The organism is Natrinema altunense (genome assembly GCF_000731985.1).
Classification (GTDB): domain Archaea; phylum Halobacteriota; class Halobacteria; order Halobacteriales; family Natrialbaceae; genus Natrinema; species Natrinema altunense.
Map to the genome: position 1 here is coordinate 82,119 of NZ_JNCS01000009.1, position 19,251 is coordinate 101,369.

The following is a 19,251-nucleotide window of genomic DNA, read 5'->3' on the forward strand; positions in this document are numbered from 1 at the left end:
CCCCCTCAGAACGCCACTGAGAGGGTTTCAGCGGAGAGAGTGATGGCTTCGCTATCGGAACTGTTCGAGCGATCCATCTCGGCACTGCGTGCGAAGGAGTTTCGGGCCACGTTCGACGGTGTTCTCAGTCATTCGGATTTCAGGCGGAGTGTCCGTCCGAACCCATATAAATAATATATCGCTATACACAGTACAGGGCCCCACGGTACGTATCGACGCTCGTCGGAAACGCGTCAACGAGACTGGAGGTCGAATAGCTAACCCGCTTTCCCGCCCTCGAGACCTAAATCGACGATTCACCGGTGGCACGTGGACTCCTTCCGGGCGGTAGTTATTCCACGCTGGTCGCCGTCCGACTCGATATGGCAGACATGACCGTCGACGAGGCCCTGGCGAAGTACGGACCGTCCAAACTCGCTCGCGACGATCTACTGGTTCTCGAGGACCCACACTACACCGCCGAGAACATCGCAATCGTGACGGGGGCCGGCTCGGGGATCGGCCGGGCAACCGCGCTGGCCTTCGCCGCGAACGGATTGACCGTCGTCGCGACGGATCGCGACGAAGAGGGTCTCGCCGAGACGCAAACGCAGTCCGAGGAGTTGTCCCTGCCGGGCGAACTCGTTACGGTCGTCGGCGACCTAACTACCGATTCGGATCTCGAGCGGATCGTCGACGAAGCGGCCGACCGCGGCAGTATCCGCTATCTAGCCAACATCGCCGGACTGCAGACGGTCGCGCCCATCGAGTCGTTCCCGCTCGAGAAGTACGACCTGATGCACGATGTCATGCAGCGGGCTCCGTTGGTGCTCACCAAACACTGTCTCCCGCATTTCCGCGACAACGAGGACGGCGCGGGAGTCGTCGGGAACATGTGTTCGGTCCACGGCCACATCGTCACCCAAGACAAGGTCGCGTACAACACGACGAAGTTCGGACTGCGCGGGCTCACACAATCGATCGCCGCCGAAGGCGAGGGAAACGTCCGGGCGTTCACCGTCAGCACTGCCTACGTCAAGACGGCGCTCGTCGCGAAACAACTCCCCGAGACGGCCGACCGCCGCGACATGACCGTCGACGAGGTCGTCGAGAACGTCATGTTAGAGCACACCCGCGGCACGGAGATGATGGAACCCTACGAGGTCGCGAACCTGTTCGTGATGGGCTGTTCACACCACAGCAAACACCTCAACGGCGGTGATATGACTCACGAAGGCGGGATGAGCCTGACGTACTGATTCACATCGGTCAGTCACTCCTCGCCGTCACTCTCGGTCGCCGACTCCTCGTCCGTCGGATCGATCCCGTCCCGGAACCATCGCCGTCCCGTCCGCTGGTGCTGACGCGCCCGGAGGCGCTCCTGCAACCGGTCCTCGATGGCGGCCTGCATCTCGAGGCCCCGGTCCGTATCCACGTCGTGAGCGGTCGCGGCTCGACCGAGTAACGAGGCGGAACTGGCGGTATCGGCGGTGACGCTGGCGAGTCGCCGTCGGCGCTGGAAGATCGTCGCCTGGTGGAGGACGGCCTGCACCCGGTAGTAGGGGACGACCTTCGTCGTCCGCCGCCAGAACCCCGTCCGGGCGAGGACGTATCGGTCGTCGAGGCGGACGCCCCGATTCCGCCATTTCAGATGCGCCGCGATCGGGACGAGGACCGCGAGGGCGGCGAGAACGTACCACTGGCGGATGAATCCCGTGTATCGCGCCAACAGAAACGCGACGCCGACGACGGCGGCGACGACGAGCAGGTATCGGACCGCGTACCGCTCGCGGGCGCGTCGCGGCGGCGACTCGAGGTCAATCGGACCAAACGGCTCGATCGCACGCGCGAGTTCGGCGACCCGGTCGGCGTCGGCCAGCGGAATCGCGGACTCCGAACCGCGGGAATCGGACTGGCCGGGAGCGTAACCGGCCGTCTCGACGCTCAACGCGGCGTAACCGAACCAGCGGAAGGGGATCGATTCCGTGATCGTCAGCGTCTGGATCTTCTCGAGGGGGATCGTCCCGCTGTAGCGCTGGAGGAGGCCGCGTTCGTAGTAGAGTTCGTCGCCGACGCGGGTGAGACGGAAGCCGTAGTAACGGGTGAACGTGAGAGCGGCACTGATGAGCCAAGCCGCGAGCACGAAGAGCAGGAGGCCCCACGCGATCGCGATCAAGCCCGTTTCCGGGCCGGGGAGCCCGCCGAGACGGTTCGCCGGAACCAGCGCCACAGGGTCGAACCCGCTGGCGAACGAGAGCGCGATGCCGCCCAGCAGGCTCGCCCCCGGATCGATCGTGAAGACACTCAGAATCGCGAGTTCGTGGGGTCGAATTTCGAACAGGACCGTCTCGTCGCCGGCCGACGCCGCGTCGGTGTCCCTGACGGCGGTCCCCGTCTCGTCCGTGTCGGACGCGTCGGTACTCACACCGTCGCGGAGTTGGCGTCTGAGACGGCGGGCTTCGTCCTCGTCGACGTATTGCAGGCTGACTTCGGTCTGGCCGCCGCCCGCGGTCTCGATGTGGACGGCGGCGATGCCGAGGACGCGGACGAGGACGTTCTGCCTGATGTCGACGTTCTGGACTCGCCCCAGAGGAAGTTCCCGATCCCTGCGTGCGAGGACGCCGGAGGTAACGTCGAACGTGTCGTCGGTGAGTTCGTATCGGAACCGCCGATAGTAGGCGAACTCGTAGACGATCCCGAGGACGATCCCGATCGCGACGAGTCCGACCACGGACAGCAGGTTCGTCCCGTTCCCGCCGGGCGAGGCGACGATCCCGACGACGAAAAACAGGAAGCCGGTGTTGAGGCTCCGCGAGAGCGAGCGGACGGCGACCGACGCCGGATGGAGCGTCGTCATACGGCGTCCTCACCCGCCGTCTCGATCGCGAGTTGGCGAAGCGATTCCTGCAGGTCCTCGGCTCGAGTCGGCGTGAGTCCCGGGATCGCCACATCGGAACTTCGGGAGCCGGCCGTATAGACCACGACCGTCGCGAGCCCGGTCGTGCGCTCGAGCGGTGACCGCCGAGAGTCGACGTGCTGGACTCGGACGTAGGGGACGACCGTCTTGACGCGCGTGAAGACGCCGCGTTCGATGTAGAGATCGTCGTCCCGAAGCTCGAACCGCCAGACGCCGTAGCGACGCCAGGCCACGAGGATGCGAAGGAGCGCGAGAGCGACGGCGAGAGCGACGGCGGCCGGCACGAGGACGTCCGGCGCGGACTCCCAGACTGCCGTACGGGTGAGACCGAACGCCGCGCCGACGATGGCGCCACCGAAAATCGCGGCTCGAACGAGCGCGAGGAGGAGCCAAACGACGCGCACTCGTGGAGTGAGCCGTTCCATACGTATCGTCAGGGCACGATCGGATTAAAGGATGGGAAAGCGACGGTCGTTCTCACGGGGTGAAACGGAGTTGACCCGTGAGGACGGTTCGATCGGGCACTCGCGACGATCTCCGTTGTCGAGTGAACGTCCGTCTCGGCGGCGAACCACAGGTATTTGTGCACAGTTACCATAGGACTGGATAATGGGAAACGATCACGTCACCCCCGATCTGTTCGCCCTCCGGACGGCGGCCGATGACGTCCCGATTGACGACGTGATCCGTCTTCTCGGGACGTTTCACGCTCGAAACGCGATCGTCTATCTCTCCGATCACTCGACGGTGACGGTCGACGAACTCGCCGACGTACTCGCGGCCGCGGCGGCGAGTAACGACGAGACGATCGCGACGCCATCGGACCGCGACCGGATTCGGATCCGACTCTACCACGCGATCCTCCCGCGACTCGCCGACCTGGAGTTCATCACGTTCGACAGCGAGACGAACACCGTGACCGAGACATCGATTCCGGACGCGGTCACTGCCGCGTTGCGGATCGACGACTGATCGGCATGCACTCGCTTCGAGACGCTTTCGAGAACGTCGACCGACGACGGAAGACGCTCGAGATCCACACCGACGAGGAGTCGGTCATCGCGGAGTTCCGACAGCAGTTCGATACGCGGAACGTCGACGTGACCCACCGGTCACTGGGGGCGATCGACGAGATGGGGTTCGTGATCGTTCGGGATGGCGACGGGGAGTTCCGGGGTGCGCTGGGTATCGATCAGTTCGAGGCGGTCCTCTCGCCCGACCTCCACCCGCCGTGGGAACTCGCCGAACGGGACCTCGACAGCGCGGCCCTGTTCAGTTTCCTCGAGAACACGCTGTTTTCGTCGTACGATCGCCGGCAGATGGTGGCCACGTCCCGGGAGATCGAAGAACGGGCGTGGCGCGTCGGAACGGGGCGACTGTACGCCGGCTTCCAGCGGCCGGCAGCGCTCCGTGCACAAACTGACGTGTACCGGCGGTTCGGCGACCGCGACTCGCTCACCGTGGTCGTATTCATAGACGGGGAGTACGACGGGATGCTCACCGACGACGTAACGGTCGTCACGGACGCCAACGACGAATTCGACGCGTTCTGGTTCGTGGTGTTCGACGGCGGCGGAACCGACCACCATCGCTGTGCGTTGGTCGCCGAAGAACGCGATCCGGGTCGGTACTACGGCTTCTGGACGTACGACCCGATGCTCGTCGGCGATCTGGTCGCCTATCTCGAGGCGGCATCCGACGGCCGGTGACTCGCCTGTCGAGCCGCCTTCGGTCTCGGCATGCCGGCCCCGATAGTCGATCCGCTATCGTCGGCCGGCCGAGGGACGAAACGGAACGCTCCGGCGTTACTGGGTCGCGGTGCGAACGGCGCCGACGCGATAGAGGTCTTTCTCGAGTCCGTCCCCATCACAGTCCTCGTTCGGACACTCGTAGTGCCAGCCGTCCTGGGTCGCCGCGCCTTCCTGAAATCGCTCCCCGCATACCTCACAGAGGAGTTGTCCGTTTGTACACGTATCCCGGTGTAATTCGAGGGCGAGTTCGGTCTGGAACGACTGGTTGCAGTTACGACAGGTGTGCATAGTTCGTCTGACGCGAGCATTCGCCAAAACTGCTTGGGTTCTTTTATTCCGCTCTATTTCGGGCTGATTAGGCGGCTCTGTCCGGATTTGGCGTCGACAGTTCGGGAAAAAAGACAGCCCGAACGGAGCGTTTACTCGCCCTCGAGTATTCCGTGTGCTGGGGGATCAGCCGAACGGCGGGCTCGGAACAACACCGCCCGATGGGGTGTCAGGTAACTAGTAGGACGGGCGTCAGCCGGTCGATTCGGACGGGAACGATTTCCCCGACTGATTTATGTTCACCGGTTCAATGGCCGAATGATGAACTCGCTTGTCATCGGTGGACGGCTGTTCGCGGGCGTAGTGCTCATTCTGGCGAACGCCTTCTTCGTCGCGATCGAGTTCGCGCTGACGCGCGCTCGGCAGTTCTCGGAGGCGGAGTTCGTCGGTGACAACCCGAAACTCGAACGGGCGTGGGCGATGACCGACGATCTCGAACTCTATCTCACCACGTGCCAGGTGGGGATCACTGCCTCGAGCATCGCGGTCGGGATCGTCGCCGAGCCCGCGCTGGCCGCGATCTTCGAGCCACTGTTCGAGAACACGGTGCTGGCGACGATCGGCAGCGGGGCGATCCTCGCCTTCCTCATCATCAACCTCGTCCACCTGACCCACGGCGAGCAGACGCCGACGTATCTCGGCGTCGAGCGCTCGCGGCTGGTCTGTCGGTACGGCGCGACGCCCCTGTACTGGTTCTACCGGCTCATCTCGCCGGTTATCGCGCTCGGCGACGGCATCGCGAAACTGACCCTCAAGCTCTTCGGGATCGAAATGACAGGCGCGTGGCTCGAGACCGAGGAGGACGTCATCGAGTCCCGCGCCGACCTGCGGAACCGGCTGGGTTCGATCCTTCAGGAAGGGAATCTCTCCGAGGAACGGCGCGAAGAGGTCATGAACGCGTTCCAGATCGGTGAACAGTCCATCAGCGAACTGATGGTGCCCCCCGAGGAGATCGTCGCGCTCTCGACCGACGCCGACCCCGAAGAGAACTTCCGGAAGATGGAGGAGCGCCCCCAGACCCGCTATCCGCTGGTCGGCGGCGAACTGACGGACTTCCGCGGCATCCTCTACACGCCGATCCTCGTCAGACACCGCCAGGAACTGGCCGATGGCACCGTCGACTTCGAAGAGCTGGCGGCGCCGCCAATGACGCTCTCGCCCGACGCGGACGTCAGCGACGCGGTCGACCAGTTCCAGGCCGAAAATCAGGAACTCGCCCTGGTGATCGAGGACGGCAAGGTCGCCGGCCTCGTCACCGTGACCGACCTGCTCGAGGCGGTGATGGGCGACATCGAAGATCCGCTCGACGGCGCACAGCTCGAGCCGGTCGATCGCTGATCGCCGCGGGCACGGCCGAGACAATCGGTCCCCGCGAGTGCGCGTGTTCGCTTTTTGTCCGCCGGCGTGAAAACGACTGTCGTGTACGACGACGTACTGGTTCCGACCGACGGGAGCGCGACGAGCGAGGCGGCGGTCGAGCAGGCCGTTTCGATCGCCGAAGGGGCGGGAGCGACGATTCACTTCCTCCACGTCGTTGACATAGGGACGAAGATGTCCGCCGGCGCGACGGGAAGCATCGCCCCGCAACTCACCGAGACGCTCGAGGAAGCGGCCGAGTCGGCCCTCGACGAGGCCGCGAGCCGGGCCGAATCGGCCGGGGTGACCTACGAACGGTTCACCCGCGAGGGGGATCCCCACGAGGTGATCGAAGCGTACTGCGACGAGCACGACGTCGATCTCGTCGCCATGGGGGCCAGCGGCCACTCAGGCGTGAAAGAACGGCTGCTCGGTAGCACGACCGATCGCGTCGTCCGGAGCGTCGAGGCGTCGGTCCTCGTCGCACGGCCCTGAGAGGGATCCGGAGCGTCGATCGGAAACGGGATTCAGCGCCGTCTCAGTCGTCCCGCCCGAGAATACCGCGCTCGGCCATCTTGCGGGGATCGAGGACTTCGTCTGCCTCCTCCTCGTCGAGATAGCCCTTCTCGAGGACGACCTCGCGGACGGTCTTGTCCTCCTTGAGCGCGGTCTTTGCGACCTCGCTGGCCTTGTCGTAGCCGATGTGGACGTTCAGCGAGGTGGCCATCGCCATCGACTGCTCGACGCGCTCCTCGCAGTACTCCGCGTTGGCCTCGAGCTCGCGGACGAACCGCTCGGCGAAGACCTGACTCGCGTTCGAGATCAGTTCGGCCGACTCGAGGAAGTTGTGCGCGAGCACGGGCTTGTAGAGGTTGAGGTCGATCTGGCCCTCGGCCGCGCCGGCGGAGACGGCGGCGTCGTTGCCGACGACCTGCTTGTGGACCTGGTTGACCGCCTCGGCGACGACCGGGTTGATCTTGCCGGGCATGATCGAGGAGCCGGGCTGGTTCTCGGGCTGTTCGACCTCGCCGAGGCCGTTGCGCGGCCCGGACGCGAGCAGCCGGAGGTCGTTTGCGATCTTGTTCAGCGAGCCCGCCACCGTACGGAGCGCGCCATGGGCCTCGCTCATCGCGTCGTGGGCGGCCTGGGCCTCGAAGTGGTTGTCTGCCTCGCGGAACTGGACGCCGGTCTCCTTCGTGATGTACTCGGCGGCGCGGCCGGGGAACTCCTCGTGGGTGTTCAGCCCCGTTCCGGTCGCGGTCCCGCCGAGCGCGAGTTCGCCGAGATGGTCACGCACCTGGTCGACGCGGGCCAGGCCCTTCTCGACCTGCGTGCGGTAGCCGCCAAACTCCTGGCCCAGCGTGACCGGCGTCGCGTCCTGTAGGTGCGTGCGGCCGGTCTTGATCACGTCGTCGAACTCCTCCTCTTTTGCCTCGAGCGCTTCGCGGAGCGTGTCGAGCGCCGGAATGACGTCTTTCTCCACCGCCTCGAGCGAGGCGACGTGCATCGCGGTCGGGATGACGTCGTTGCTCGACTGGCCGTAGTTGACGTGGTCGTTGGGATGGACGACGCGGTCGCCGATCTCCGCGCCCATGAGTTCGGCGGCGCGGTTGGCGATGACCTCGTTGGCGTTCATGTTCGAGGACGTGCCCGACCCGGTCTGGAAGACGTCGACGGGGAACTGGTCGTCGTGCTCGCCGGCGATGACCTCGTCGGCGGCCTCGATGATCGCTTCGGCGACGTCGTCGTCGACGAGTCCGAGGTCGCGGTTGGCCTGCGCGGCGGCCTTCTTGACGACGCCCAGCCCGCGGACGAACCGCCGGCTGAACGTGATCCCCGAGATTGGGAAGTTCTGAATCGCGCGTTGGGTCTGTGCGCCCCAGTAGGCGTCGGCCGGGACCTGCATCTCGCCGAGGCTGTCCTCCTCGAGTCGGTAATCGTCTCCGTCTGCCATACGCGGAGCCTCGGGGCCGGTCACGTAAAATCCACCGAAAGCCCGATATCGTCCGTGCGAGCGCGGTCGCGCAGCGTCGACTGGCAGACTCAAGTCAAAGTCGCTGGTCCCAGCCACAGATCCTACTGTTTCAGCAACAATGATTCACACACTGATTTTGATTTTCTACAGATTTCCGGAGATGATCGTATGAAGTACTCGAAACCCACCTATTGACACAACTAGCGCTAAAAAGGCAAGGAGACGATATTCATTGAACCAAATAATCCCGATCAATAATGATGCTAGAGAAAGGACTGCGACCATCGCTGTGGTGAACACAACGGACTGTGCAATCGGTTCGTATGTTGTTGCCAATACGTACACGAACGCGAAACATCCGGCCGCTAATAGCACAGCATTCGTGTTTTGTTCAACCAAATAATACAATAATGTCCCAAGAATTATTGCACCGAACCCACGATCGGCTTGTATTTGTTCTAAACCCATATTATAATAATTTGATTAAAATTACATAATATTTTCTAGATATGGCCAGAATCACCTACGTAGATACGCCCTCTGAATGGGCCGGCTCATTGGAGGTTCGAAAGCCATCCTGTGGTCTTCCGTCGCAGTAACGACTGGTACTCTCGCTTAGTCACTTCGAGGCAATTCCTATCAATCCTGGCTATAATCTGCGGGGAATCGGTTTGAGTCACGTAAAATCCACCGAAAGCCCGATATCGTCCGTGCGAGCGCGGTCGCGCAGCGCCGACTGAAGCCGTTCTCGGCTCGTGCCGTGGATCTCGCGGGCCGTCTCGAGGTCGATGTCGTAGATCGTCGGCGTTCCCCAGACGAAGGTCCGCGAACTGGCGGTGTCGACGGTCAGCGACGCCAGTTCGAGCCGCCGCTGGAAGACGGATCGTCGCGTCGCGACCGTTTGGATCCGGTAGTAGGGAATTACGGTCGTCCGGCGCTTCCAGAAGCCGGTCCGGATCACGAGGTGATCGGCTCCAACGACGTAGCCCAGGTTGGCGTACCGCAGGTGTGCCGCGGGCGGCACTGCGACGAAGACGACCGCCGCGAGATACCAGCGCTCGAGGGCCGAGACCTGCGCAAGTCCGAACGCGGCGACGACGACGACGGCCGCGAGCAGAGCGTAGCGGACGAAGTACCGTCGACGCGCCAGCGGCGGCGGGCTTTGGAATCCCGACGGCTCGGCACCGGTGAGGTTCTCCGCGAAGCGATGGACGCGATCGCGTCGAGCCATCGGAACCGTCGCCTGGCTGCCGTCGCCGCTGTCGGGTCCGTAACCCGCCGTCTCGACCCAGAGGCCGGCGTAGCCGAGCAACCGCTGGAGCGGGTTCTCGGCGATCGTGACCGACTGGACCTTGTCCGCGGGGATGGAGCCGCTGTATCGCTGAATCAGTCCGCGCTCGTAGACGAAGTCGTCGCCCGCGCGTCCGAGACGGAACCCGTAGTAGTTCGCGACCGTATAGATCGCGCTCGAGACGTACGTGAAAACCGACCACTGGACGAGCGACACGGCGATCAACACGAGCACCGGGCCGATCGACACCCCCTCGAGCGTCGCCGGGCCGCCGAAGGGACGCGCGGCGTCGAACACGAATGCGGGCACGAGGCCCGACCCCGAATCGGAGCCGGTCAGGAACAATACTAGTACGAGCGGGAAGATCGCCGCCCCCCACCGAAACGACGAGAGGGCGTAGAGCAGCAGTTCCTCGGCCTCGAGTTCGAACAACTGGGTCGGCGTGGCCCCGTCTCCCGGTCGGTCGCGACGGGTGGATTCGGAAGGGGAAGCCGACTCGTCGGCGGATCCCGGACGGTCGGCGTCGGGTTCGGCGGTCGACTCCGCTGTCGCAGCCGTCAGCCGGCGAATCTCCGATCGAATCCGTTCGGCTTCCTCCTCGCTGACGAAGTGGAGCGTCGCCTCGGTGTCGCCGCCGCCGGCGGTCTCGATCGAGACGATGGCGACACCGAGCACCCGCTGGAGGAGCCCCTGCGAGACGTCGACGTTCTGAATCCGCCGGTAGGGAATCTCCCGGGATCGTCGGGAGAACACCCCCGACGAGACATCGACGGTATCGGCCGTCACTGCGTAGCCAAATCGGTAGTAGTGGGCGATGCCGTACCCCGCGCCGGCGACGAAGCCGATCGGGGCCAACCAGAACACCCAACCGATAGCGACGAAATCGACGACGCTCGCCGCGACCATGACGAAGAAAAACGGCATGGAGAATCCGGTGACGCCGCGCTGGAGGGCCAGCATCGCTCCGCTCAGTGGGTGTAAGCGCTTCATGTTAGACGGCGTCCTCGGCCTCGCTCTCGACCGCCAGTTCACGGAGGGTTTCCTGAAGGCTCCGGGCTCGATCCGGCGTCAGTCCCGGAATCCGAACGTCGGCGTTCCGGGAGCCGGCCGTGTAGACCACGACGCTCGAGAGTCCGAGGACGCGCTCGATCGGCCCGAACTGCGTGTCGACGTGCTGGACGCGGACGAACGGGACCGCGGTCTCGACGAAGGTGACGACGCCCCGCTCGAGGTAGAGGGCGTCGTCCTGGAGTTCGAACCGCCAGACCTGATAGAGGCGAACGGCGTAGGCGACGACGAGGACGAGCGCGAGCGCGACGACGACCCCGATCGCGACCGTGGGGACGGTGAGCTGCCACTGGTCGAGGACGACCAGTGCGACGGCGAGGACGACCGCCGCGAGCGCGCCGCGAGCGATCCAGAGCAACCGGATGCGGGGATGAAGCGACTCCATACCCACATCATGTCAATCCCAGTGGATAAAGCTACGGTTCAGAGCGGTCGGGCGGCGTCGTGATCGAAGCCGCCGACGAGAGCCGTCTCGAGGACGGCGCGAAACCGGTCCGCACTACTGCTCGTCGAGGTCGGCGTACTCCTCGGGCGTGTACGTCGAGAGTTCCAGGGCGTGGATGTCGGTCGTCATGTGATCGCCGAGCGCGTCGTAGACCCGTTCGTGTTGTTGGACGAGCGAGAGCCCATCGAAGACCGGCGAGACGACCGTCGCAGCGAGGTGGTCATCGTCGTGTTCGTCGCGTGCGTGCGTGACCGTCGCCTCGCTGTCCTCGAGATTCGATTCGATGACGTCCTCGACGGCTGCTGGTTCCATACGAAGGGCATGCATCGCTCGTGGCAAAAGTACCGCGGTCGCGGCCAACTGCCGACGGGTCCGTAGTAAGTGTTGTGCGACGGGGAATGCCGCCAATTCGCCGCGATCGGACCCTTCGTTGCGGGTCCCGTCCGGCCCGGGAACGGCTCGAGTGCTGGAACCGAGACCGTGAGTCGGGGTGTCAGAACGGGGTGTCGGGCGGTACGTTGCGACCCGAGGAACTCTCGTCGGCGAGCCCCTCGAGACCGGTACTGACCGACACGTGGTCGATCGCGTCGATTTCGGACGGGAGACGCCGACGAATCGCCTGCGTCGTCATCGGGCTGACGCCACAGCCGCTGCAGGCACCGCTCAGGTTGATCGAGACGTGGCGCTCGTCCAGGTCGACCGCGGTGATCGACGAGTCGCCGCCGTGCATCTCGATCTGGGGGAAGTTCCGTCGGAGGAACAGCGACACTTCGTCGCGGACCGCGTCCTCGGGGGACTGCTCCGTGTCGGACTCGCTCATGGGTAAGGCCAGGTGCTGGAGCGATATATACTGTCGGGCGAACGTTCCCTCGGACGGCGGCGACGGCGCGACTGCGAGCCGTCCGACACGATGGCGGCGACTTTATGCCGACGCGAGACGCCGTCCCCGATATGTCACTGGCAGCCGAAACCCGTCGGGCGGTCGATCGGCGGCCGTTCCTCCGGACCGCCCTGCGAGCCGGCGTCGTCAACTACACCGCCGCGGCTCGCTTTCTCGCGGTCGACGGCGAGACCGACGCCATTGCGACGGCGTTGCGGCGATACGCCGACGAGTTACCGGCGTACGAGACCGAATCGCGAGCCGTTCGGGTCCGGATGGAACGCGGGATCGGCCCGCTCGAGACCACTGCCGACGGAGCCGACGTGGACGGCGAACCCGACGCCCCGCTCGTTAGCGTCGGCGGTGTGACGGTCGGCCCCTGCGGCGGTGATCGCACCGCGATCGTCGCGACGGGCGATGTCGATGCCGCCGCACTCGCCGACGTACTGGCGCGGCTTTCGGCCGACGGACTGGCAGCGACTGCGGCGGGCGTCGCCGACGGAACGATGGTGGTCACGGTCGACCGCCTCGAGGGTGCCGACGCGCTGCGGGCGGTCGAAGACACGCTCGATCGAGCGGACAGCGAAACGGTGTGAAAAGCGGAGAAACGGCTTCGAACGACAGAAGAGTGATCGAGATTCCCGTGCTCAGTGCTCGCTGCTATCGTACGCCTCGCTGAACGCCCATTCGCGACGGAGGAGTTCCTCGACGCCGTGCTCGAGGATGACGTCACCGAGGATCGTCGCCCTGTAGTACGTATACAACCCCTCGCTGTCCCGTTCGGTCCGGACGCGTTTTTCGATAAGGCCCACGTCCCGGAGTTCGTTGAGGTGGTAGTGGAGGGTGCTATCGTCGATCTCCATCATCGACTCGAATTCCGTGGGGGTCAGTTCGTCGGTCCGGGAGAGCCGGTAGACGATCTCGAAACGGGTCCGATTGCCGATCGCGGCCTGCATCTCGAGGTACTCCTCGAGGGAGAGCACGCTCTCCGCCGGGAGGAGGTCGTCCGGATCGTCCGGGTCGTCGGCGATCCGCGTGTGTTTCGTCCCCATCGTAGCGCGAACTACTCGCGCTCGTCTCTTAGTCCTTGTCAAGCCAGCATCTGCTGAAAACACCGTTCTTTATATTATCCCGCCGAATTGGTCGGGGTATGTCCCCGAATATCACGCGAGATCGTATCGCCGACCGGCTCGGCGCGGTCACGTACGATCGGTTCCTCCTCTACCTGATGGGACCGTACAAATCCTTCAATCTGAACTACGTCCTGTCCGACGAGGAGTTACGGGACGTGGACATCGACGCCCTTCCCGGCCCGTTCAGAACGCTCTTTCGGAACGAGGACGCGATCGACGAGGCGAAAGCGCTGCTCCGGCGGGTGCAGGGAACGCTTCGGACCGACCCGGGCGTAAACGCGTTCCTCGCCGTCGACGTCGATATCGATACGGACGAGATCGATGCGGTGACCCAGAGTATCGAGTACGCCCGCCACGCGAACGCGACCGTCTTCGTCGTCCCCTTTCTCGGCCACAACTTCGGTGTCGGCGAGGAAGCGGGAAGCATCCTCGAGAACGTCGCGAAAACGCACGGGGACAGGATCGTCTTCGTCCACGAGGCGAACGTGACGAGCGAGATGATCCGGTCGGCACGAACCCGCTGGGACCTCCGGGTCGAAACGTACGACACGGAGGCGGACCTGATCGATACGGTGCGCCGGTTCGTCGTCACGACGATGAACCGCGAGCGGTTCGGCGACCTCGAGGCGCTCGACTGACACATCGGTCGTGCTATCGGCCCCGGCGTCGGGCACCTCGTGTCCGACCGGTCTCGGTCACGCCCGGAGCGCGCTCGTCCCGCTGACCGGCGCGTGGCACACCGGGTGTCATCACACCGTTTAACTTTCGTCCGGGGGAAATGCGCGTAATGACCCTGCACGTGACGAACACGCTGACGGGCGAGCGCGAGCCGTTCGAGCCACGGGACCCCGAGGACGTGCTCCTGTATTACTGTGGCCTGACGGTCTCCGACCCGCCGCATCTGGGCCACGCGCGGTCGTGGGTCCACGTCGACGTCATGCACCGCTGGCTCGAGCACCTCGGCTACGACGTCCGTCACGTCGAGAACTTCACCGACGTCAACGAGAAGATCGTCGCCCGCGTCGGCGAGGACGACCTCGGCGAGAGCGAAGCCGCGGTCGCGGAGACCTACATCCAGCGGACGATCGACGACATGCGCTCGCTGAACCTCCTGCGTGCGGAGGTCTATCCCCGCGTTTCCGAACACGTGCCCGAGATCATCGACCTCGTCGAGACCCTGATCGAGAAGGACTACGCCTACGAGTCCAACGGCTCGGTCTACTTCGACGTGACCGGGTTCGACGAGTACGGCAAGCTCTCGAACCAGGAACTCGACGAGATCGAATCCCAGGGCGAGCCCGACGAGCGCGCCGAGAAGCGGAATCCGGCGGACTTCGCGCTCTGGAAGGCCGGCGGTGTCGATCCCGACGCCGTCGAAGAGCACCGCCACGAGGGTGTCGACCACGGCGGCGACCCGCCCGCGGGGCTGACCTGGGACTCGCCGTGGGGCGAGGGCCGTCCGGGCTGGCACATCGAGTGCTCGGCGATGAGCATGACCCACCTGGACGAGACCCTGGATATCCACGTCGGTGGCCGTGATCTCGTCTTTCCCCACCACGAAAACGAGATCGCACAGTCCGAAGCCGCGACGGACCAACAGTTCGCCAACTACTGGCTCCACTGTGAACTGTTCCAGATGGACGACGAAAAGATGTCCTCGAGTCTGGGCAACTTCGTCACGGTCGACGAAGCGATCGACCGCTGGGGAACGAACGTCGTACGGACGTTCCTGACCGCCGGCTCCTACAACAGCAAACAGCTCTACTCCGACGAGACGATCGCCGAGGCCGAGCAGCGCTGGGCGCAACTCGAGCGGGGCTACGAGGCAGCCGTCGAGGCGCTTGACTCCCCGGCGGCGAGTTCGAAGGTCGAAGACGGGACGTTGCGCGACGCGATCGACGGCGCGCGCGAGGCGTTTACGACCGCGATGAACGACGACTTCAACACGCGGGAGGCCCAGTCCGCACTGCTGTCGATCGCCACGGCCATCAACCGGCATCTCGAGGCCGCACGCGACGAGATCGACCGCGACGCCGGACCCGAGTACGACTACCGCGGCCTCCGGCGGGCCGTCGACACGCTCGCGGAACTGGGCGGCGTGCTCGGCCTCACCTTTACCGGCGAGACGACCGGTTCTGCGGAACTCGCGGGTGATGTCGTCGACCTCGTCCTCGAGGTCCGCGAGCGGGAGCGCGAGGCCGGCAACTACGAGCGCGCCGACGAGTTGCGCGACGAGCTCGCGGCGCTCGGGATCGAGGTGCAGGATACGGACGACGGCTCGACGTATCGGCTGCCGACCGCGGAGTGAGCGGGGTTCGATCCCGTGCTCGCCGGGCCCGCCGTGGTCGGCCAGGAGTCGTATGACAGCCCAACGGCAAGACGTCTCAAGTAGGTCGCGTTCAAAGGAGACACAATGAGACGTTCAGGCTCGTTCGTCGCGGCCGGGTTCGACGCGCTCCCCGCGCGCATCGCCATTCTGGACGACGCAGGTGACATCGTCTACACGAACGAGTCGTGGCACTCGTTTGGCGACGCACAGGGACTGAGCGAGGACACGGGTGGAGTCGGGAGCAACTACCTCGAAGTCTGCGAAGCCAGCGACGATCCCGACGCGACGGCGACGGCACGGGGCATCCGCGCCGTCGCAGCCGGCGAGCGCGACACGTTTTCCCTCGAGTACCCCTGTCACGGCCCCGAGGAGGACGGCTGGTACATGATGCAGGCGACGCCGTACGAACACGACGGCGAGGCGTACGTCCTCGTCATGCACATCGACATCACCGAGCGACGGCTGCTCGAGCAACGGACCAGAGACCAGGCCGACCGGATGGAGTCGTTCGCGAAACTGCTCTCGCACGACCTTCGCAATCCGTTATCGGTCGCGCTGGCCCACGCGGAGATGCTCGAGTTGGACGACGGTGCCACGCTCGAAGCCGGCGACGAGGATCGGAGCGCGTTGCGCTCGTCGCTCGAGCGCATGGAAGCGATCATCGACGACGCGCTGGTGCTCGTGACCGTCGACGAAGTCGAGGAGGCCGACCCGCTTCCGCTCGCGACCGCGGTCGAAACCGCGTGGGCCAACGTCCGGACGGGGTCGGCGACGGTCTCGGTCCGCGACGACATCGTGATCCGTGCGAACGCTTCGCTCGTGAGTCACCTGTTCGAGAACCTGTTCAGAAACGCCGTGGAGCACGCGGGCGACGCTCCGCGCATCGAAATCGGGGCGCTCGAGGCGGTGGCAGGAAGCGAGCCGGCGGTCGACGAGGATCGCCGCGAAGAAGCGGGGGATGCGGACTGGACGGGCGAGGCGGGCGCGTTCGACGGGTTCTACGTCGAAGACGACGGACCGGGGATTCCGGCCGCCCAGCGCGAGCAGGTGTTCGAATCCGGCTATTCGAACGCCGGTGGATCGGGGTTCGGGCTCGCGATCGTCCGACACGTCGTCGACGCACACGGCTGGTCGGTTTCGGCCACGACGGGCCGTGACGGCGGTGCCAGATTCGAAGTACGCGGCGTCTCCGTCCTCGGCTCGTAGGTCAGGGAGACAACGCCGATCGCGCGGTCATCAGGCGGTGAAGATCGCCGCGTCGCTTATCCGTTCGACGCTGGTCGGAGTGAGTGACATGGACCGACGGCAGTTCATCGGCGCGCTCGCGGCCGGCGTGATCGGGACGGCGGCCGGCTGCCTCAGCGGTATCGACGACATGACGACGTTTTCGGCAGCGCCGGCGCGCGTCTCGGAAGAAGCGGCCGCCGAGGCCGGCTACGAGTACCGGGGGACGAGACGACGGGTCGACGAGGAACGCGTCGGCGGCGAGGACATCGAAGCGACGAGTTACGTCAGCACGTACGATCGGGCGATCGACTTGCCGGCCGAGCAGTTCGGCGACGAGCCGGTTCGATCCGGCGTGTTCGGCGTGCTCACGACGCCGCAGGTTCGCGTCGGTGACGCGGATTTCAACCCGGTGAGCGATCTCTCGAACAGGGAGATCGCCGACCGCATTCAGGACCACTACGCGGGCCTCACGATCGAACGGGCCGTCGGCGGTCGCGCGCTCGAGGCACTGGGCGAGCGCTTTTCGTTCCAGACGTACGGGGGAACGGCAACGCTGCAGGACGAGTACGAGGCCGATATCGTTCTCGACATCGTCCAGCGCGACCACGAGGACGACCACATCGTCGTGGCCGCCGTGTATCCCGCCGCCGACGTCGTGCCGGGCGAGACCGCGCGGATCGATACGCTGGTTCGCGGTCTCGAGCACTACGACGATCTCGAGGTCGATCTCGTCGAGGACGGTGCGGACGGCGGCGAGGAGTGAGTCCAGCCGAATCGACGGCTCGGGAAGTCGCCACGAGAGGTGACAGCGGATCGGCGACTGCGGAGCGCGTTCAGAGGCCGATCGCGGTGGCGATCGAGAGCCCGCTTGCGAGCGCCCCGAGCAGGTAGCCGCCGATCGCGCCGCCGTTGAGCAGCGGCAGTCCGGCGTGGGCCCGCCCCTCGAGAACCATGTACATGAGCGCGAGCAGGCCGGCGATCGTGCCGACCGCCGCGCCGAGGGCCGGCAGGTTCACCGCGAGGACGGGGACGGAAAGGGTGCCGGCGTCGAGGAACGCCGCCGCGCTAGCCACGAGCACCGTCGGAATGACGGCGTCGCCGAGGCCGATGAACAGCGCGTCCCGATCGAGCGCGCCGTCCGCGTCCGATCCGGCGTCGGCAGCCGCGTCGGTATCGTCGGGGTCGGCTGCATCGCCGTCCGTGGCGTCATCGCCGAGCGCGTCACCGGCGGGATCGTCGTGCGGCTCAGTTTCGGTGCCGCCGTCCTCGAGAACGTCGTCGGTGCTGCCGGCCGCGCGGTAGGAGTACGAGAGGGTCAGCGGGACGACGAGCACGACGGGAATCTTGAGGTCCATCACGCCCTCGGCGAGGTCGAGCATGTGTTCGGTGCCGTAGACGCTGATGGCGTCGTAGATCGCGAGCGCCGAGAGCAACAGCAGTGCGGGAAGGAGGCCGAAGCTGATCCCGAACAGGGCGGCGGCACCGGCCCCCATCACCACCCCCGCGCCGTCGATGACGTACCACTCGGGATACCACAGGAGTGCGCCGCCGACGGCCAGCGAGGCGACGATCGCGAGCCCGCTTGCGACCCCTTCGGAGACGAACGGGTCGACGACCGCGGGGACGAGTTCGGCGAAGACGTACCACGAGATCATCACGCTCACGCCGATGAGCAGGAGTCGAATGAGGCGGTCGAGGTCGTACTTGAACGCGGCGAGCATGAGCCCGGTCGCGACGAGCATGACGCCGACGTAGAGGATGCTGTTGGTCGGGTCGTCGGGGTTTTCGACGGCCTGTCGGCCCGATTCGGTGAACGGGTCGACCAACGCCAGCGCGCCGAGTTGGACGCCGAGAAACAGGCAGACCGTCGCGCCGACGGCGGCGAGGACCCGAGTGCGGTCGTTCATGGCGCGGCGTTTGCACCCCGTTCCTATTGGCCTTTCCACTTCGAGGTCGCCGAAAAAAGAGCGATCGGTTCCGAACGGAACGCCGTCGGATCGGGCGTTACCGGGCGTACAACGTCGATCCGACCAGCGACGGCAGGTGTGTCCCGTCGTCGGGGGTCACCGCCAGATAGGGCCGCGAAACCGGTCCGAAGACGTCGACGACGCGGCCGACGGTCTCGAGGTCGTCGTCGATGACCATCGTCCCGATATCGTCGCGGTGGCCGTCGATATCGGTGGCGCGCTCGCCGCTGTCACCCTCGTCCGCCCGCAGGATTGCGAGCCCCTGTGCAGTACGGACGACCGTTCCAACCCGATGCATGTTACTCACGCATCGCGACGACGTACGCCGCGACGGCCTGAACGAGGTCGTTTTTCGTCGAGTCGTCGGCCCCGCGGACGACGACGCGGCCCCGTTCGGCCCAGTGTTCTCGAGAGTAGGCTTTGTCCCGCTCGATCGTGGCGTCGTACCCGATCTGCTGGACGGCCTTCGCGATCTCGTCGACCGTCGGCTCCTCGACCGCCAGATCCTGGGATACGCGCCGTCCCTCGGCCCGCGAGAGGGACGCATCGAGATAGGCGGGCCAGATAACGTTCTCGACCATGCGCGTCCCTGGGAGGTCCGGCGAG

22 protein-coding genes are annotated in these 19,251 nt (G+C 65.4%); 10 read left to right on the forward strand and 12 right to left on the reverse strand.

Annotated features, from left to right (window positions below; translation table 11 throughout):
* The first annotated feature begins 371 nt into the window (after positions 1-371).
* Entirely contained in the window at positions 372-1,238 is an 867-nt protein-coding gene (locus ALTAJ2_RS14745; protein WP_007108600.1) for an SDR family NAD(P)-dependent oxidoreductase, read from the forward strand.
* 14 nt (positions 1,239-1,252) lie between these two features.
* Here ALTAJ2_RS14745 and ALTAJ2_RS14750 read toward each other — a convergent pair whose 3' ends face one another.
* On the reverse strand, positions 1,253-2,836 hold the full coding sequence (locus ALTAJ2_RS14750) for a PH domain-containing protein (protein WP_007108601.1): 1,584 nt from the start codon (positions 2,834-2,836) through the stop codon (positions 1,253-1,255).
* Entirely contained in the window at positions 2,833-3,321 is a 489-nt protein-coding gene (locus ALTAJ2_RS14755) for a PH domain-containing protein (protein ID WP_007108602.1), read from the reverse strand. The genes ALTAJ2_RS14750 and ALTAJ2_RS14755 overlap by 4 nt, the downstream gene beginning before the upstream one ends.
* A gap of 184 nt (positions 3,322-3,505) precedes the next feature.
* Between ALTAJ2_RS14755 and ALTAJ2_RS14760 the strand changes: the two genes are divergently transcribed.
* Positions 3,506-3,868, forward strand: a complete 363-nt coding sequence (locus ALTAJ2_RS14760; protein ID WP_007108603.1) for a DUF7344 domain-containing protein — start codon at positions 3,506-3,508, stop codon at positions 3,866-3,868.
* Positions 3,869-3,873: 5 nt separating this feature from the next.
* On the forward strand, positions 3,874-4,605 hold the full coding sequence (locus ALTAJ2_RS14765) for a DICT sensory domain-containing protein (protein WP_007108604.1): 732 nt from the start codon (positions 3,874-3,876) through the stop codon (positions 4,603-4,605).
* 96 nt (positions 4,606-4,701) lie between these two features.
* Here ALTAJ2_RS14765 and ALTAJ2_RS14770 read toward each other — a convergent pair whose 3' ends face one another.
* Positions 4,702-4,935: an HVO_2901 family zinc finger protein gene (locus ALTAJ2_RS14770; protein WP_007108605.1), complete on the reverse strand. Its 234-nt coding sequence runs from the start codon at positions 4,933-4,935 to the stop codon at positions 4,702-4,704.
* A 300-nt stretch (positions 4,936-5,235) separates the two neighbouring features.
* Between ALTAJ2_RS14770 and ALTAJ2_RS14775 the strand changes: the two genes are divergently transcribed.
* Together ALTAJ2_RS14775 and ALTAJ2_RS14780 are read left to right on the forward strand one after the other, a co-directional pair.
* Positions 5,236-6,312 (forward strand): CNNM domain-containing protein, encoded by a 1,077-nt coding sequence (locus ALTAJ2_RS14775; protein WP_007108606.1) that lies wholly within the window; start codon positions 5,236-5,238, stop codon positions 6,310-6,312.
* Positions 6,313-6,393: 81 nt separating this feature from the next.
* The gene (locus tag ALTAJ2_RS14780; protein WP_007108607.1) at positions 6,394-6,825 is read left to right on the forward strand and encodes a universal stress protein; all 432 of its coding nucleotides are present in this window, start codon (positions 6,394-6,396) and stop codon (positions 6,823-6,825) included.
* Between the two features lie 43 nt (positions 6,826-6,868).
* On the opposite strand, the gene ALTAJ2_RS14785 is transcribed toward ALTAJ2_RS14780, so the two are convergent.
* The 5 genes from ALTAJ2_RS14785 to ALTAJ2_RS14805 all read right to left on the reverse strand — a co-directional run bounded on the left by ALTAJ2_RS14785 (position 6,869) and on the right by ALTAJ2_RS14805 (position 11,929).
* The gene (locus ALTAJ2_RS14785; RefSeq protein WP_007108608.1) at positions 6,869-8,284 is read right to left on the reverse strand and encodes a class II fumarate hydratase; all 1,416 of its coding nucleotides are present in this window, start codon (positions 8,282-8,284) and stop codon (positions 6,869-6,871) included.
* 697 nt (positions 8,285-8,981) lie between these two features.
* Entirely contained in the window at positions 8,982-10,556 is a 1,575-nt protein-coding gene (locus ALTAJ2_RS14790) for a PH domain-containing protein (protein WP_007108609.1), read from the reverse strand.
* 31 nt (positions 10,557-10,587) lie between these two features.
* Positions 10,588-11,049, reverse strand: a complete 462-nt coding sequence (locus ALTAJ2_RS14795) for a PH domain-containing protein (protein WP_007108610.1) — start codon at positions 11,047-11,049, stop codon at positions 10,588-10,590.
* A 114-nt stretch (positions 11,050-11,163) separates the two neighbouring features.
* Positions 11,164-11,421, reverse strand: coding sequence for a BolA family protein (locus ALTAJ2_RS14800; protein ID WP_007108611.1), 258 nt, complete (start codon positions 11,419-11,421; stop codon positions 11,164-11,166).
* Between the two features lie 181 nt (positions 11,422-11,602).
* The gene (locus tag ALTAJ2_RS14805; protein ID WP_007108612.1) at positions 11,603-11,929 is read right to left on the reverse strand and encodes a NifU family protein; all 327 of its coding nucleotides are present in this window, start codon (positions 11,927-11,929) and stop codon (positions 11,603-11,605) included.
* 104 nt (positions 11,930-12,033) lie between these two features.
* On the opposite strand from ALTAJ2_RS14805, the gene ALTAJ2_RS14810 reads away from it, so the two are divergent.
* A complete protein-coding gene (locus ALTAJ2_RS14810) occupies positions 12,034-12,585 on the forward strand; it encodes a DUF7523 family protein (protein WP_007108613.1) in 552 nt (183 codons plus the stop codon).
* 51 nt (positions 12,586-12,636) lie between these two features.
* On the opposite strand, the gene ALTAJ2_RS14815 is transcribed toward ALTAJ2_RS14810, so the two are convergent.
* Entirely contained in the window at positions 12,637-13,041 is a 405-nt protein-coding gene (locus tag ALTAJ2_RS14815; RefSeq protein ID WP_007108614.1) for a winged helix-turn-helix domain-containing protein, read from the reverse strand.
* Between the two features lie 98 nt (positions 13,042-13,139).
* Here ALTAJ2_RS14815 and ALTAJ2_RS14820 point away from each other — a divergent pair, with 98 nt between their 5' ends.
* From ALTAJ2_RS14820 to ALTAJ2_RS14835, 4 genes are all read left to right on the forward strand, one after another.
* Entirely contained in the window at positions 13,140-13,760 is a 621-nt protein-coding gene (locus tag ALTAJ2_RS14820) for a DUF7509 family protein (RefSeq protein WP_007108615.1), read from the forward strand.
* Between the two features lie 149 nt (positions 13,761-13,909).
* A complete protein-coding gene (gene cysS / locus ALTAJ2_RS14825) occupies positions 13,910-15,430 on the forward strand; it encodes a cysteine--tRNA ligase (RefSeq protein ID WP_007108616.1) in 1,521 nt (506 codons plus the stop codon).
* Positions 15,431-15,535: 105 nt separating this feature from the next.
* Positions 15,536-16,657, forward strand: coding sequence for a sensor histidine kinase (locus tag ALTAJ2_RS14830; protein ID WP_007108617.1), 1,122 nt, complete (start codon positions 15,536-15,538; stop codon positions 16,655-16,657).
* Positions 16,658-16,745: 88 nt separating this feature from the next.
* A complete protein-coding gene (locus tag ALTAJ2_RS14835; protein ID WP_007108618.1) occupies positions 16,746-17,441 on the forward strand; it encodes a DUF6517 family protein in 696 nt (231 codons plus the stop codon).
* A 70-nt stretch (positions 17,442-17,511) separates the two neighbouring features.
* Here the strand turns inward: ALTAJ2_RS14835 and ALTAJ2_RS14840 are convergent, their stop codons facing one another.
* From ALTAJ2_RS14840 to srp19, 3 genes are all read right to left on the reverse strand, one after another.
* On the reverse strand, positions 17,512-18,585 hold the full coding sequence (locus ALTAJ2_RS14840) for a presenilin family intramembrane aspartyl protease PSH (protein ID WP_007108619.1): 1,074 nt from the start codon (positions 18,583-18,585) through the stop codon (positions 17,512-17,514).
* A 97-nt stretch (positions 18,586-18,682) separates the two neighbouring features.
* Positions 18,683-18,943 (reverse strand): H/ACA ribonucleoprotein complex subunit GAR1, encoded by a 261-nt coding sequence (locus tag ALTAJ2_RS14845; protein ID WP_007108620.1) that lies wholly within the window; start codon positions 18,941-18,943, stop codon positions 18,683-18,685.
* 1 nt (position 18,944) lies between these two features.
* Positions 18,945-19,226 carry a signal recognition particle subunit SRP19 gene (gene srp19 / locus ALTAJ2_RS14850; protein ID WP_006184118.1) on the reverse strand — a complete coding sequence of 94 codons (282 nt, stop codon included), beginning with the start codon at positions 19,224-19,226 and terminating at the stop codon, positions 18,945-18,947.
* Between the last annotated feature and the right edge of the window lie 25 nt (positions 19,227-19,251).